At 73.6% G+C, this 13,016-nt stretch carries 17 protein-coding genes; 3 read left to right on the top strand and 14 right to left on the bottom strand.

Annotation, left to right across the window (positions count from 1 at the left end):
- Window position 1 precedes the first annotated feature (1 nt).
- Genes V5F59_RS07345 through V5F59_RS07330 form a run of 4 tightly spaced genes read right to left on the bottom strand, consistent with a single transcriptional unit; the run spans window position 2 to window position 1,594 of the window.
- Window positions 2-421, bottom strand: a complete 420-nt coding sequence (locus V5F59_RS07345; protein ID WP_393982501.1) for a DUF3168 domain-containing protein — start codon at window positions 419-421, stop codon at window positions 2-4.
- Complete coding sequence (locus V5F59_RS07340; protein ID WP_393982500.1) at window positions 418-714, bottom strand: hypothetical protein; 297 nt, start codon at window positions 712-714, stop codon at window positions 418-420. The genes V5F59_RS07345 and V5F59_RS07340 overlap by 4 nt, the downstream gene beginning before the upstream one ends.
- Window positions 711-1,034, bottom strand: a complete 324-nt coding sequence (locus V5F59_RS07335) for a head-tail adaptor protein (protein ID WP_393982499.1) — start codon at window positions 1,032-1,034, stop codon at window positions 711-713. Before V5F59_RS07335 ends, V5F59_RS07340 begins: the two co-directional genes overlap by 4 nt.
- Complete coding sequence (locus V5F59_RS07330) at window positions 1,031-1,594, bottom strand: head-tail connector protein (RefSeq protein WP_393982498.1); 564 nt, start codon at window positions 1,592-1,594, stop codon at window positions 1,031-1,033. Before V5F59_RS07330 ends, V5F59_RS07335 begins: the two co-directional genes overlap by 4 nt.
- A 189-nt stretch (window positions 1,595-1,783) precedes the next feature.
- Between V5F59_RS07330 and V5F59_RS07325 the strand changes: the two genes are divergently transcribed.
- Window positions 1,784-2,536: a S1 family peptidase gene (locus V5F59_RS07325; RefSeq protein WP_393982497.1), complete on the top strand. Its 753-nt coding sequence runs from the start codon at window positions 1,784-1,786 to the stop codon at window positions 2,534-2,536.
- 65 nt (window positions 2,537-2,601) lie between these two features.
- A complete protein-coding gene (locus tag V5F59_RS07320; RefSeq protein WP_393982496.1) occupies window positions 2,602-3,465 on the top strand; it encodes a lytic transglycosylase domain-containing protein in 864 nt (287 codons plus the stop codon).
- Window positions 3,466-3,891: 426 nt separating this feature from the next.
- Here V5F59_RS07320 and V5F59_RS07315 read toward each other — a convergent pair whose 3' ends face one another.
- From V5F59_RS07315 to V5F59_RS07285, 7 genes are all read right to left on the bottom strand, one after another.
- Entirely contained in the window at window positions 3,892-5,142 is a 1,251-nt protein-coding gene (locus tag V5F59_RS07315; RefSeq protein ID WP_393982593.1) for a phage major capsid protein, read from the bottom strand.
- 74 nt (window positions 5,143-5,216) lie between these two features.
- The gene (locus V5F59_RS07310; RefSeq protein ID WP_393982495.1) at window positions 5,217-5,708 is read right to left on the bottom strand and encodes an HK97 family phage prohead protease; all 492 of its coding nucleotides are present in this window, start codon (window positions 5,706-5,708) and stop codon (window positions 5,217-5,219) included.
- Between the two features lie 4 nt (window positions 5,709-5,712).
- Window positions 5,713-5,937, bottom strand: a complete 225-nt coding sequence (locus V5F59_RS07305) for a hypothetical protein (protein ID WP_393982494.1) — start codon at window positions 5,935-5,937, stop codon at window positions 5,713-5,715.
- A gap of 25 nt (window positions 5,938-5,962) precedes the next feature.
- Window positions 5,963-6,151, bottom strand: coding sequence for a hypothetical protein (locus V5F59_RS07300; protein WP_393982493.1), 189 nt, complete (start codon window positions 6,149-6,151; stop codon window positions 5,963-5,965).
- Between the two features lie 66 nt (window positions 6,152-6,217).
- A complete protein-coding gene (locus tag V5F59_RS07295) occupies window positions 6,218-6,610 on the bottom strand; it encodes a VOC family protein (protein ID WP_393982592.1) in 393 nt (130 codons plus the stop codon).
- A 67-nt stretch (window positions 6,611-6,677) separates the two neighbouring features.
- Window positions 6,678-7,862 carry a phage portal protein gene (locus V5F59_RS07290; protein WP_393982492.1) on the bottom strand — a complete coding sequence of 395 codons (1,185 nt, stop codon included), beginning with the start codon at window positions 7,860-7,862 and terminating at the stop codon, window positions 6,678-6,680.
- Window positions 7,863-8,079: 217 nt separating this feature from the next.
- Window positions 8,080-8,589: an HPP family protein gene (locus V5F59_RS07285; protein ID WP_393982491.1), complete on the bottom strand. Its 510-nt coding sequence runs from the start codon at window positions 8,587-8,589 to the stop codon at window positions 8,080-8,082.
- Window positions 8,590-8,898: 309 nt separating this feature from the next.
- On the opposite strand from V5F59_RS07285, the gene V5F59_RS07280 reads away from it, so the two are divergent.
- Complete coding sequence (locus V5F59_RS07280) at window positions 8,899-9,177, top strand: hypothetical protein (RefSeq protein WP_393982490.1); 279 nt, start codon at window positions 8,899-8,901, stop codon at window positions 9,175-9,177.
- Window positions 9,178-9,689: 512 nt separating this feature from the next.
- Here V5F59_RS07280 and V5F59_RS07275 read toward each other — a convergent pair.
- The 3 genes from V5F59_RS07275 to V5F59_RS07265 form a co-directional block, all read right to left on the bottom strand.
- Complete coding sequence (locus tag V5F59_RS07275) at window positions 9,690-11,039, bottom strand: DNA-packaging protein (RefSeq protein WP_393982489.1); 1,350 nt, start codon at window positions 11,037-11,039, stop codon at window positions 9,690-9,692.
- The gene (locus tag V5F59_RS07270; RefSeq protein ID WP_393982488.1) at window positions 10,963-11,514 is read right to left on the bottom strand and encodes a terminase gpP N-terminus-related DNA-binding protein; all 552 of its coding nucleotides are present in this window, start codon (window positions 11,512-11,514) and stop codon (window positions 10,963-10,965) included. The genes V5F59_RS07275 and V5F59_RS07270 overlap by 77 nt, the downstream gene beginning before the upstream one ends.
- Window positions 11,515-11,768: 254 nt before the next feature.
- A complete protein-coding gene (locus V5F59_RS07265; RefSeq protein ID WP_393982487.1) occupies window positions 11,769-12,707 on the bottom strand; it encodes a sensor domain-containing diguanylate cyclase in 939 nt (312 codons plus the stop codon).
- Between the last annotated feature and the right edge of the window lie 309 nt (window positions 12,708-13,016).

Here is a 13,016-nt window from a genome sequence, read left to right as displayed (position 1 = left end):
ATCAGCTGGGCTCGGTGACGGCACGGAACCGCACCAGAGCATGGAAGGTGAGCCCGTCGCTCTCGCGGCGGACCTCGGCGGTGGTGGCGCGCAGATTGGCGAGCCGATGGCCGGCGAGCGCCAACGGCGCGTCGTGCAGCGCCTCCTGCAGGGCAGCGGCGATGGCGAAGGCCTCCGCCCGCCCGCCGGAGCGGGAGAAAGCGTGGAGCGTCAGCGCATGCTCGCTGCCGCCCTCGGTGGCGGTGGACCAGTCGGCCACCACCGCCTCGCCGAGCGTCACGAACGGAAAGGCCGCATCGGCCGGCGGCACGTCATGGATGCGCGGGCCGCCGAGGAGGCCGGTGAGCGCCACATCGGCCACGAGCGCGGCATGGATGGCGGCCCGCAGCGCCAGCGCGGGGCTGTCGAGGGGCACGCTCACGAGCGCCTCCCGCGGGCCCGCTGGAAGGCTAGGCGGATGCGATCGAGCACCGGATCACCGGGACGGTCGAAGCGGCCGCGGATGCGGTCGAGCAGCCCCGGCTGGGACACCCGCACCAGCGGCCGGGCGGGGGTGCCGGCCACCGCCGCGGGGGCCCCCGTCTCGGTGGAGATCTCACCGGCCAGCGCGGACGCCGCCCGGTTGGCAGCCGCCTGCTGCGCCGGCGGCAGGGCGCGGGCGACAAGCCGGGCGGCGAGCCCGTCGAGGCCGCGCGCAGCGATGCGTGCGTTCATCCCTGTTCCTCCCGGCAGCGGATGCGGGAGAGGCGGCCGCGCCCGTCCGGGTCGCTCACCTGCTCCACATGGAAGATGCGGCCCGCATGGACCAGCCGGTCGCCGGTCGAGACCGTGTTCGGCGCACGCACGGTGATGCGGAACAGCCCGCTCGCGCGCGGCCGGTCCTCGGCGAGACCGAAGTCGGCGGAGACGCTCTCGATGGCGCCCCACAGCAGGTCCACCACGACGAAGGTGCGGGTGATGCCACCGGCCCCGTCCGGCAGGTCCACCGGCGTGTGGTGGGCGAGGCGATGGCGCAGGGCGCCGATCCCGCTCACAGCCGCACCACGCGGTAGGGCGCCATCAGCGCCAGGGCGGCGGCGGGCAGCGCCGTGGCGTCGCCGGGGCCGTCGCGGTGCTCGTAGAAATGCGCCACCACGAGCCGCACCGCCTGGATGAGGTCGGCCGGCACGTCCGTCGCCTCCGGGCCATAGCCGGCGATCAGGGTGATGACGATGCCGCCATGGGCACGGGCCGGGGCGGCAACCCGGGTGCCGTCCACCCGGATCAGCGCGGGGGCGCGGTCGGAGACCAGGGTGAGCGCTCCGGAGAGCACCGGCGCGGTGCTGCCGTCGAGGGCCTCCACCGTGGCGGAGAGGATCTGCCGCACCGGAGCCACCGGCGCGGGAATGACGCCCCGCAGCGGCCACCGGTCGAGGGAGAAGCGCCAGGTCTGGTCCATCAGGGCGCGCCCGGTTTCCACCTCCACCAGGCGGCGGGCGGCGGGAACGAGGGCATCGAGGAGCGCGTCCTCGGCCTCGCCGTCGATGCGCAAATAGGCCTTCGCCTCGGCGCGCGTCAGCGGCTCGGCGGCGGGGCCGGAAAGAAGCTCAGCCATAGGGGGCTCCGGAGGTTGGACGGCAGGGTTGGGCGGCCCGCACGGTGGGCGCGGCGTGGTCTTGGGAGGGCCATTCGGCCCAGCGCTCCGCGGGGGCATTGCCGGGGATGGCCGCCGGGGGCGGTTGTCGGGTAGCGGAGCGGCGGCCGCGCCATTGACGCTCATCGCGACGGGCGGCAGAAACGGGGCATGAACGCGCTCCGCCACCTCGGCCTCGCCGCCGCCGCCTTCGCCGCCGCACTTCTGTCGAACGGCGGTGCGCGGGCCCTCGTCGGCGGCGCGCCCGCCTCCGGGGAGGTGGCGGCGCACGCGGTGCTCATCGTCTCGACCCGGGGCGCCTCGTGCACCGGCACGGTGCTGGCGCCGGACCTGGTGCTCACCGCCGCGCATTGCGTGGCGCCAAAGGCTGACTATGCGGTGGCCATCGTCGGCAGCGGAGCGCCGAAGCTGGTGCCGGCGGCGCGCATCGCGGTGCATCCGCGCTTCGACGCCGACCAGTTCCAGACCCGCCGGCCGACGCCGGACCTCGCCGTGATCAAGCTCGCCGAGCCCCTGCCCGCGCGCTTCCACCCGGCGCGCCTCGCCACCGCCGAAGGGCTGCCGGAGAAGGGCGCGCGCTTCCTGCTCGCCGGCTACGGCACCACCGCGCCCGGCGCGGAGAAGACCGCGGGCACCCTGCGCACCCTCACCCTGCCCGCCATCGGCACCACCGGGGGGATCATGGTGCGCCTCTCGCCGGAGGAAGGAGAGGCCGGCGCCTGCACCGGGGATTCCGGCGGGCCCGCCTTCCGCGACGGGGTGGTGGCGGGGGTCATGGGCTGGGCCACCGGGCCGGGCGGCACCCGCGGCTGCGGCGGCGTCACCGGCGTGACCCTGGTGTCGCTCCACCGCGACTGGATCACGGCCACGGCGCGCAGCCTCGGCAGCCCGCTGGGGGAATGAGGATGAAGCCGGCCGCAGCAGCCCCTGGGTGGCGCGCCGGCCGGCTTCCCGCGATGCCCGCGGCGATGATCCTGTCGACGGTGTTGGCGATGCGGGCCGTGCCCCTATCGGCGCAGCCGGCGGACGATGCGCCCCCTCCGGCGAAAAGCGAGACCGTGGACCAGGCCATCTGCCGCCTCATCGATACGGCGGCGGCGCGGGAGGGCCTGCCCGCCGCCTTCCTCACCCGCCTCATCTGGCAGGAAAGCTCCTTCCGCTCCGATGTGGTGAGCCGCGCGGGAGCCCAGGGCATCGCCCAGTTCATGCCCGGCACGGCGAAGGAACGGGGGCTCGACAATCCGTTCGATCCGCAGGCGGCGATCCCCGCCTCGGCGGCGCTGCTGGCGGATCTCAACCGGCGGTTCGGCAACCTCGGCCTCGCGGCCGCCGCCTACAATGCGGGGCCGGGGCGCGTCACCGGCTTCCTCTCCGGCGGCGGCCTGCCGGGGGAGACCCGCGCCTATGTGGTCCGCATCACCGGCCGGACGGCGGAGGACTGGGCGGCGCTGAGGCGCAAGGGCGGCGACACCGGCGGCGAGGCGCCGGCCTTCCCGGCCGATCCCTGCCTCGCCACGGTGGCATCCCTGCGCAAGGGCGCGCCGCCCCCGGCCGCCGGGGTACCGGCGAACCCGCTGTTCGCGCCCTGGGGGGTGCAGATCTCCGGCAATTATTCGCGTGACATCGCGCTGGCCTCCTACCGGCGGGAGGCGCAACGGGCGCCCCAGCTGTTCGCCGAGCTGACGCCGGTGATCATCGCGACAAGGGTGGGCGGGCGCGGGCCAAGCACCTTCTACCGCGTGCGCCTGCCGGCCCAGACCAAGGCCGAAGGCATGAAGATGTGCGACCGCCTGCGCAAGGCCGGCGGCGCCTGCCTGGTGCTGCCGAACTGAGGGGAAACAGCCGCCATTTCCCCGGAGAAGCCGTGGGTTGGCGGTGAAGGGCCCCCTGTTCCCCCGGACAAGCGACACCGAAGGTGGAGCGCCGATCCGGGGCCCAGGGGAAAGTCGGGCGAAGCCGGCCGCATCTACCGCCGTCTTCGCTCAAGCCGCCTTCGACGCGTCCTGCGCCGGGCCCCGGCTTTCCTTCCGCTGATCGCTCCAGCCGGCCGGGGCATGAGGGTGGCTTCACGAACAGGCGTCATGCCCCGGCTCGGTTGGGGCATCCACCTTTCCGTGTCGGCGCGCCCGATGTCTGAGTGCCGGCCAGGCCCCCGGGCGGATCGCCCGGATAAGCCCGGCGATGACGGCAGAGAAGGAACAACACCCTGTTCCCCGGACGAGCGACACCGTCGGCCGAGGCAGGGCGGCGTGCGCGCCTCAGCTCGTGGCGAACTTCAGGAGCTTGGCCGCGTCGAAGTCCTGCACGCCGCCGCCCACACGCTTGGTGGTGTAGAACAGCACGTAGGGCTTGGCGGAATAGGGATCGCGCAGCACCCGCACGCCGGCGCGGTCCACCACCAGGTAGAAGCGGCGGAAGTCGCCGAAGGCGATGGCGTAGGCATCTGCGGCGATATCCGGCATGGCCTCGCTCTCGGCGATGGGGAAGCCCATGAGGCTCGCCGCCTGCCCCACCGCGGCGGGCGGCGCCCACAGGTAATTGCCGTTCTCGTCCTTCAGCTTGCGCACCGCCGCCTGGGTCTTGCGGTTCATGACGAAGCCGGCGTTCTGGCGGTAGCCGGCCTTCAGCGCATAGACCAGATCGATGAGCGGATCGGCGGGCGTGGCGGCGGGAAAGCCGCCGGCGGCGCCGGTGGCCACGTAGCCCACCTTGTCCCACGCCCAGGCGCTCTCGGCCACCTTGGCATAGGCGAGGAAGCCCTTGGGCTTGGCCACGCCGTCGCCGGAGACGAAGGCGACACCCTCCTGCTCGGCGAAGGCGGCGTCCACCTCCTGCGCCAGCCATTCCTCCACGTTCACCTGGGCATCCTCGAGCAGGGCCTGGGTGGCGGCGGGCATGGCGTAGAGCTCCATGGCCGGGAAGGCGAGCTCGGCCAGCACCGGGCTGTCGGTCTGCGGCCGGGCGGCGGTCTCGGCGGCCCAGCCGGAGACCGGGCCGGAGGTCATGAAGGGCTTGCGATAGGTGCCGGCGCCGATCACCCGCACGGCGGAGATGGCGCGGATGGGGGAGAGGGCGGCGAGGCGGCGGCCGATCTCGCTCTCGGTCTCGGAGGGCACCAGATAGCCGCCATCGGCGCCGGAGCCGGCGGACAGGGCCTTGGCCTCCAGCGCCTTCAGGCCGCCGGCCTCGCCATGGCGCACGTAGGTGTCGAAGGCCGCGCCGTGTGCGTGCGCCTCCACGCTGCGCTCGGGCGCGGCGCCCAGGGCCGGGCGGCGGGCCTTGGTGGCCAGCGCGTCGAGCCGCGCCTGGTGGGCGTCGAGGGCGGCGTCGATGCGGGAGAGCTGCTCGGTGGTGAGGCCATCGGCGCTGCGGCGCTCCACCTCGGCGAGGCGGGCGTCGTTCACCTGCTTGTAGGCCTCGAAGGCGGAGAGGAAATCGGCCACCGCGATGCGGCCCTCGGCGCCCGCCACCTTGGTCTCGGGCGCACCGGCGGCGGAGGCGGACTTCATCTCGGGCGCGGCCGCGGCGTGACGGGTGCTGTCTGCGTGGAACATGGGATCAACCTCGCTGGAAATGGGGAACATCAGGCGCCGGCAGCGGCGCGCAGGCGGGCGGCCGCGGCGGCGAGGAGCGCTGAGGGCGAGGCCGGATCGCGGACGATCCGCGCGCCCGGCTGCATGGGGAAGGTGACGATGGACACCTCCCACAGGTCGATGCGGGAGAGGCGGCGCACCCGCGTCCGGGGATCGGTGCGGGCCTCCACCGCCTTGAAGCCGATGGAGAGGCCGTCCAGCGCTCCCTCGCGGATGAGGGCGGCGCATTCGCGGGCGCGGGCCACGTCGGGTGAGAGCCGCCCGCGCACGTAGAGGCCGCGCGTATCCTCGAACGCCTCGCTCCACACGCCGATGGGCTCGGCGGGATCGTGCTGGTAGAGCAGCCGCACGCCGGCGGCGCCCTGCCGGGCGAGGCTCGCCGCGAAGGCGCCGGGCTGCACCAGGTCGCGGCCGAGGTCGGCCACGTTGAAGAGGCAGGCGTAGCCCTCGATGGGAAAGCCGGAGGTGACAAGGTCCGCCATCGCCTCACGCCCCCTTGGCGGGAGGCGTGCCCGGCTGGGACGCGGGCTGGGAAGAAGGTTTCTTGCGGCGCCGGCTCTTCTCCAGCCGCTCCAGCGTCGCCACGAACTCGCGGAACACGGTGCCGGCCGCCTGCGGGGCGGCCACGGGCGCCGGCGCCCTGGCGCGGGAGGGGGCGCCGGTGAGCGCGCGGATGCGCGGCCCCGGCCCCTTGTGGAAGGGTGAGCGCATGGGGGTCTCCGGATCGTCGAGAGGTTCAGGAAAGCTCGTCGTAACGGGCGTTGAAGCGGGCGAGCTCGCGCACGAAATCGTCCATGCGGGCGCTGGCGCGGGAGACCTCGCCGAACGCGCGCCACAGCCCCGCGGACGCGGCGAGCGCCCACAGCAGCAGCGCGAGATGCGCGAGATCCCCCCGCTCCGCGAAGGTGCGGATGAGGATGTCCATGTCGGTCCTTCGGAAGGGCGCGCTCACGCCCCGGCGGCGGACGCGCGGAGCCGGCGGGGGCCGGTCCTATTCAGGCGCGTGGCAGCAGGCGCACAGCTTGTTGCCGTCCGGGTCGCGCACATAGGCCCCGTAATAGTGCGGATGGTATTCGGGCCGCGGGCCGGGCGCCCCCTCGCAGGTGCCGCCATGGGCCAGGGCCGCCGCATGGAAGGCTCCCACCGCCGCGCGCGACGGTGCCAACAGCGCCACCATCTGGCCGTTGCCCGCAGACGCGGGAGCGCCGTCGAACGGACGGCCGACCAGCAGCAGCGGCCGCTCGGCCTCAACCGGCTTCCAGCCGGACCACGGGCGCTCCGGCTCCATGAACTTCAGCACCCAGCCCAGCGCCGGCAACACGGCGGCGTAGAAGGCATGGGCGCGGGCGTGATCGTTGGTGCCGATATGGATGTGGGAGAGCATGGCGGAGCCCGTGGTGGCAATCTCCTCCATCCCACGGAAGCGGCCGCGCGGAAAGCCGGGGGCTCCCTCACCCCCGCCGCAGCCGCCCCGCCTCCCCATAGCCCACCGCCGCCCGCTTTTCCGCGTCGGTGAGGAAGTCGGCGGCGCCGATGCGGCTCCACAGCTCGGTGCGCTCGGTGGCGAGGGCGTCCACCTGGTCGAGGTCCGGCACCAGCGAAAGGCCGCCGCCATAGGCCGCCCCGAGCCAGGTGGAGAGGGCCTCGCACACCCGGCGCACCAGCGGCACCACGCTCTGGCGCCACAAGGCGCGGTTGGCCTCGGCGTAATTGGCGTAGGTGTTGTCGCCGGGGATGCCCAGCAGCAGGGGCGGCACGCCCACCGCCAGGGCGATCTCGCGGGCGGCGGAATTGCGCGCGGCCTCGAAGTCCATGTCCTTCGGCGACAAGGAGAGCGGGCGCCAGTCGAGCCCGCCTTCCAGCAGCAGCGGGCGGCCGGCGTTCACCGCGCCCTGGAAGGAGGCCTCCAGCTCCCCCTTCAGCCGCTCGAACTGCTCGTCGGAGAGCGCGCCGGAGCCGCCGTAGACCAGGGCGCCGGAGGGGCGCGCGGCATTGTCGATCAGCGCCTTGTTCCAGGCGCTGGCGGCATTGTGCAGGTCGAGGGCCTGGGCGGCCGCCTCCAGCGGGGCGAAGCCGTAATGGTCGTCCAGCGGATTGAAGGACGACAGGTGCAGGATGGGCGGCACGTCCACGCCGGGGACGAGGGTGTCCTGGGGGATGCGCACCGTGCGCGCGCCCAGCGTGTAGTCGAAGGCCTCGGGCCAGCCATCCGGCCCCGGCACCACCCGCACCCGGTCGGGGCGCAGCAGGTGCAGCTCGCGCAGGCCGCCTTCCACCGCCACCGCTTCCACGTAAGCGTTGCCGGCCACCAGCAGGTGGCAGCAGATGGCGTCCATGAGGGCGGCGCCGGCAAGGCGCGGATTGGGCCGGCGCAACAGATCGAGGAGCGGATGGGTCTCCATCTCCTGCGGGCCGGCCATCAGCACCAGCGGCACCGCCGCCGCCGATTCGCCGATCAGCCGCACCGCGCGATAGGCGATGGCGTTCCTGGTGAAGCCCTCGCGGGCGAGGGAGGCGTAGTCGCGCGGCGTCCAGCGCGGCCGGCCGGCGGAGAACAGGGCGACGAGCCCCGCCGTGCGACTCGCCTTCGCCTCTGGCGGGGTGCGTTTGAACGGGGCGAGAAGCGCAGCCAGCATGGGGGGCTCCGGAAACAAAAAGGCCGCCCTTGAAGGGGCGGCCGGGTGGGGCGACGCGTTCGGACACGAAAAAGGCCGCCCCTCGGGGGGCGGCCGAAACGGCGTGCCGGCTCGAAGCCGCGCCTGTCGAAGGGCCGAGACGGTTCGACCGGCGCGGTGAAAACCGGGCCGCACCCGCGAAGCCCGCGGCGGCGCCCCGCGAAGAGGCGCTGCGCCTTCAGACGATGCGGCGCGGATAGTCGTGATGGCGCGGCGGCAGGCGGTGGTACAGGCTCGCCAGCGCCACCAGGGCGACGCTTCCGGCGAACACGATGCCCACCAGCAGGAACGGATCGGTGGGCGAAACCACCAGCAGGATGGGCACCGCCCCGGCCGGCGGATGCGACACGCGCAGCAGCAGCATGGCGAGGATGGCGATGCCCACGCCCAGCGCCGCCGCCCACCAGGCGCCGGGAAACACCACGGCCAGCAGCAGCCCCACCGAGGCGGAGAGCGCATAGCCGCCGATCACGTTGGCCGGCTGGGCCAGCGGCGTCGACGGATGGCCGAACAGCAGCACCGCGCTCGCGCCGAAGGGGGCGATGAGGAACGGCAGGTGGGTGAAGGCCGCGGCCGCGCCGACCAGCCCCATGCCCAGCATGCCGCCGGCACCGGACTTGAGGCCGACAAGGACGGAGCCGCAATGCGGCTCATGGCGCGCGAAAAAGGTTCTGAAATGCTGTCGCATGGCTCCAAGCGGGGCAGACGGGGCCAATGGGGAGCAAATGTCTGCACACTTCGTTGTCATGCAGCCTCATTTGTGGGCAGCATCATGCATGTATTCAGGATACGCGCAATGGGCGGCGCGAAATTCTTATATCCAATCGAGCATATCGAAACGGGCCCGGCAGGGCGCCCGCAGCCGCGCCGTCCGTGGCGAACGAGGATGCGTCCCCCCGCGAACAGGCGTACACTAAAGTCGCGCATGGCTCCGGTGACGGTGCCGGGGGGCGCAAGGGTTGGGGGACGCAACATCTGGGGGAAACGGGAGGGCGCGATGCTCTATGCCCTGGTCCTCATCGTCACCACCACCACGGTTCAGCCGGCGGCCGGCATCGCCCTGGGCTACGCGCCTGGCGCCTATTCGATGACGGGCGTCGTCACCACCCAGACCTCGCAGGAGATCATCGGCTACTACCGCACGGAGCGCGGATGCCTCGGCGCGAGCCTGAAACGCAACCAGAACTGGCCCGACTTCGCCCCCGGCCAGAGCGTCACCGGCCTGTGCGTGCAGGTGGAGATCCCGGCGGGCGCGGACTTTCAGGGCGGCAGCTGAGCGGCGGCGCGCAGGACCGGCGTCACTCTTGGCCCCGTGCCGGGTGTCCGCCGGGCCGGCGGCGTGCCATCGCGGATCGACACGCCGCGCCACAGGGCGTGACTGACCGGAGGCCCGGCGGGCTTGCGGTTGCGGTTGCGGTCGTGGTTTCAGGAAAGGACGTCATGGCCGGCGTGCCGGATTTCGTTTGCCGGACGTCGGGTCCTGCCGCCCTCGGCCTTGGCGCGAGGGGCCGGGCGCATGATCGACGAGCGCTCCGCTGCGCCCCGGGGAGAAGATGGCGAGGAACGGCCGCACGGGGATGCCGCCGCGCGCCCCTCCCCCCACGGGGAGAGAGCAACGGCCGACGTCCCGGGCGTCCACGTGTCCGTGCCGGTGCGCCGGATGTCCGGGCACCAGCCTGGCCTCTGAGCGGATCCCCCGGACGGGCCGGCGGATGAGGGCCGTGAAATGGCCCCGCCCCGCCGCTCCGGTCGGGCGGGGCGCGCGGTTTCCTCCATCGCATCCCGCCCTCACAGCCCCCGCACCCGCGGCGCGCCGGGCTTCTCGCCCAGCGCCAAGGCGGTGACCGCCCAGACCAGGGCGTCGAGCCGGTCCGGCGAGCGGCCGGAGGAGAGGCCGTCCGTGCCGAAGTCACACATCTCGTCCTCCAGCGCCGGGAAGGCGCCGGCGTGACGCACCCGGCCCTGCTCGTAGAGGGCGGCCACCGGCTCGGCGCGCAGGAACTTGCCGCGCGTCGCCCGCACCTGCGCCACCGGCACGGCGGGGTCCACCTCGGCGATCACGGCGCGCACCATCTCGCCGCCCTGGTTCACCTCGGCGACGATGAGATCCGCCTCGAACCGGCGCCAGAGCGCCACCGCCTTCGCCGCCCATTGGGCCGGGCGCAGGCCCTGCTCGCTGGCGTCGGCCAGCACGTGCACCACCCCTGCCCCGTCGATGCCCGCCACCACCAGGCCGCAGGCATCCGCACCGGCGCGGGAGGAGGCCGGAGGGTCCACCGCCACGCAGATGCGGGCGAGCGGCGGCGCCGCCTCTTCCCGCAGCGCCTCGATGGCGGGGCGGGAGAACAAGGCGTCGGGCCGGTCCTCGATCAGCTCGCCGTCCAGCTCCTGCCGGCCGAGCCGCGTGCCGCCATAGCGGGCCAGCACCTGGCCGAGGAACTGGGGAGCGAGGTGAAAGGCATTGTCCGCGGTCTTCGCCCGCGTCACCGCCGTGGCCGGATCGGCCATGAGGCGGCGCAGCAGCGCGGTCGGCCGCGGCGTGGTGGTCACCATCTGGCGCGGCTGCTCGCCCAGCCTCAGGCCGAACTGCAGCATGTCGAAGGTAGCCTCGGCGCGCTTCCACTTGGCGAGCTCGTCCAGCCAGGCGGCGGCGAACTGCGGGCCGCGCAGGCTTTCCGGGTCCTCCGCCGAGAAGCCCTGCGCCACCGCGCCGTTGGGCCATTCCAGGCGGCGGCGGGTGGGCTCCCAGCGGGGCCGCTCGTCCGCCGGATGCACGGCGAGAAGGCCCGAGACGCCCTCCACCATCACCTCGCGCACATCGGCCATGGTCTCGGCCACCAGCGCGATGCGCCCCACCGGGCGTCCGGCGAAGGGCGGACGGCCGAGGGCGAGGCCGCGCACCCATTCGGCGCCGGCGCGCGTCTTGCCCGCGCCGCGCCCGCCCAGCACCAGCCAGGTGGACCAGGGCGCGCCGCTCGCCGCCGCCTCGGGAGGCAATTGGTCGGGCCGGGCCCACAGCTCCCAGTCGGCGAGCAGAAGGGCGGCCTCGTCCTCGGGCAGGTCACGCAGCAGGCTCTGCGCCGTCCCCGCCCGCGCGCAGGCGATCAAGGCGGCGCGCAAGCTCGCGGCGGAAGGCATCGAGGTCTCGGACGGTGTCATGTTCGGCCTTTGCCTTCAGGCGGGACTTGTGCGCCTCCGCCTCCAGGGCAGAGAGCTCGCGCAGGGTGCGCGCCAGCACGGCGAGGGCACGGGCGTCCTTCTCGGCATCGCCGGACGGGCGGGCCGGCGCGGCGCCGTCCCCGAAGGGCGCGCGCTCCAGCCGCTGCTCGATCTCGTCGAGCTGGCGCTCGGCGGCGCGCCACAGCCGGGCCAGCAGATGCCCCCGCGCCGGCTGGGCATCGCGCACGCCGGCGGCGAGGGTGAGCCGCCGGCAGACCGGGTTGAGCGTGACGGAGCCGTCGGGCGCCACCTCGCGGTCGATCCAGTAATAGACGCTGGCGGGCTTGAGGCCGGTGCGCCGGCCGATCTCGGCCAGCGGCAGGCCGTCCTGATAGAGCTGGCGCGCGAGCGCCGCCCGCGGCGGCGCCTTTCGCGGCGGCGACGGTTTGCGCATGGGCATGTCCGGAAGAAGAAGCGGAAGGGCGAAAGCCCGGGCGAAGGCGCCACCGGGCAAGGCCGGCGACATCCGGAAGGCGGCCCCGAGGGGCGCCCTCCAAGCCCGGGGAGACGCGCCGGGGCGGCGGGGCCGCCCGTCAGGCACACGTCTCGAACATGAGGAAAACCTATCGAGGCAGCGTCACGCTGTCAATGGATAAATTCCTATTTCAGGAAAAAATCCACATCATCCCTCCGCTCCTCCCCGCGCCGTCACCCCATCCTGGCGGCCGGCGGCGGGGCGTTCGCGGGGTCGGGCATGCCGTCGACATGGATGCGGTTGCGGCCGGCCATCTTGGCGGCATAGAGGGCGCGGTCGGCGCGGTCGTACACGTCGCTGAAGGTGTGGCCCGGCCCTGCCGACGCGATGCCGGCGGAGAAGGTGTAGGCGAAGTCCGGCCATTGCGGCAGCGGCCGCGACTGGCGCACCACCGCCAGCATCCGCTCGATGATGAGGGCGGCCTCCTCCACGGAGGTGGCCGGCAGCACCAGCACGAACTCCTCGCCGCCGATGCGGCCGAAGCAGTCCGCCCGCCGCAGCTGGCCATGGATGCGCGCGGCGAAGTCCCGCAGCACCGCATCCCCCGCCAGATGCCCGCGCAGGTCGTTGATGTACTTGAAATTGTCGAGGTCGAGCACGCACAGCGCCCCGCCCGGCCCGCCCGGCGCCAGCATGTCCTCCACCCGGGCGGTGATGAAGCGCCGGTTGGCGACGCCGGTGAGGTCGTCCGTCTGCGCCGCCTTCAGCGCGCGGTCGCGGTCCTGCCGCACGCTGCGCTCGTCGGCGCGGAAGGCGGTGATGTCGCTGGCGACGCAGAGCATCCAGCCGGCGGGGGAGACGGTCTCCGTCATCAGCAGCCAGCGGCCGTCATGCAGGTCGGTCTCGAAGGCGCGATAGGGGATCTTGCCGCGGCGCGACTGGGTGGAGAGCAGCCAGTCCTCGAAATCCGCCGCGGTGAGGACCGTGCCGCGCTTCAGCGCATGGTTGCGGCGCATGATCTCCGCCCAGGTGGGCGCGTCGTCGACGTCGATGAAGAAGGCGGTGCGGAAGGCGGCGTTGGCGTAGCGCAGCCGATCGAAACGATCATACGCGGCCACGAGCACGGGCGTCGTGTCATGAAGGAGGCGTAGCTGATCGAGCAGGTCATGCATGATTTAGCGCACTATAACCCAATCCCGCGCCGCGACAGATGGGATCTGAGCCGATGCGGCGGGAATTCGCGCCCCCGCCGGCAGGGGCCGCGCCGGGGGCCGCCGCGGGCCGGCGGCGCGGGCGGGGGAGCGGTGCGGCCGGCCCTCGCCGGTCATGCGCGATCCTGCCCGGAGTCGCGCGGCTGTCGTCCAGGTGGATGCGATTGCGCTCCCCGGCCCGGCGGCATGAAGGGCCGGGTCCGCGCGGCCGGATTGGCCAACGCTCCTCCCCGCCGCGTCTCGGCGGGGCCGGTGGAGAAGATGTTGGCG

Origin of the sequence: Xanthobacter nonsaccharivorans (assembly GCF_043194755.2) — a bacterium.
GTDB lineage: Bacteria > Pseudomonadota > Alphaproteobacteria > Rhizobiales > Xanthobacteraceae > Xanthobacter > Xanthobacter autotrophicus_G.
The sequence above is the reverse complement of the archived record's forward strand: the minus strand, read 5'-3'. Positions and strand labels throughout refer to the sequence as shown.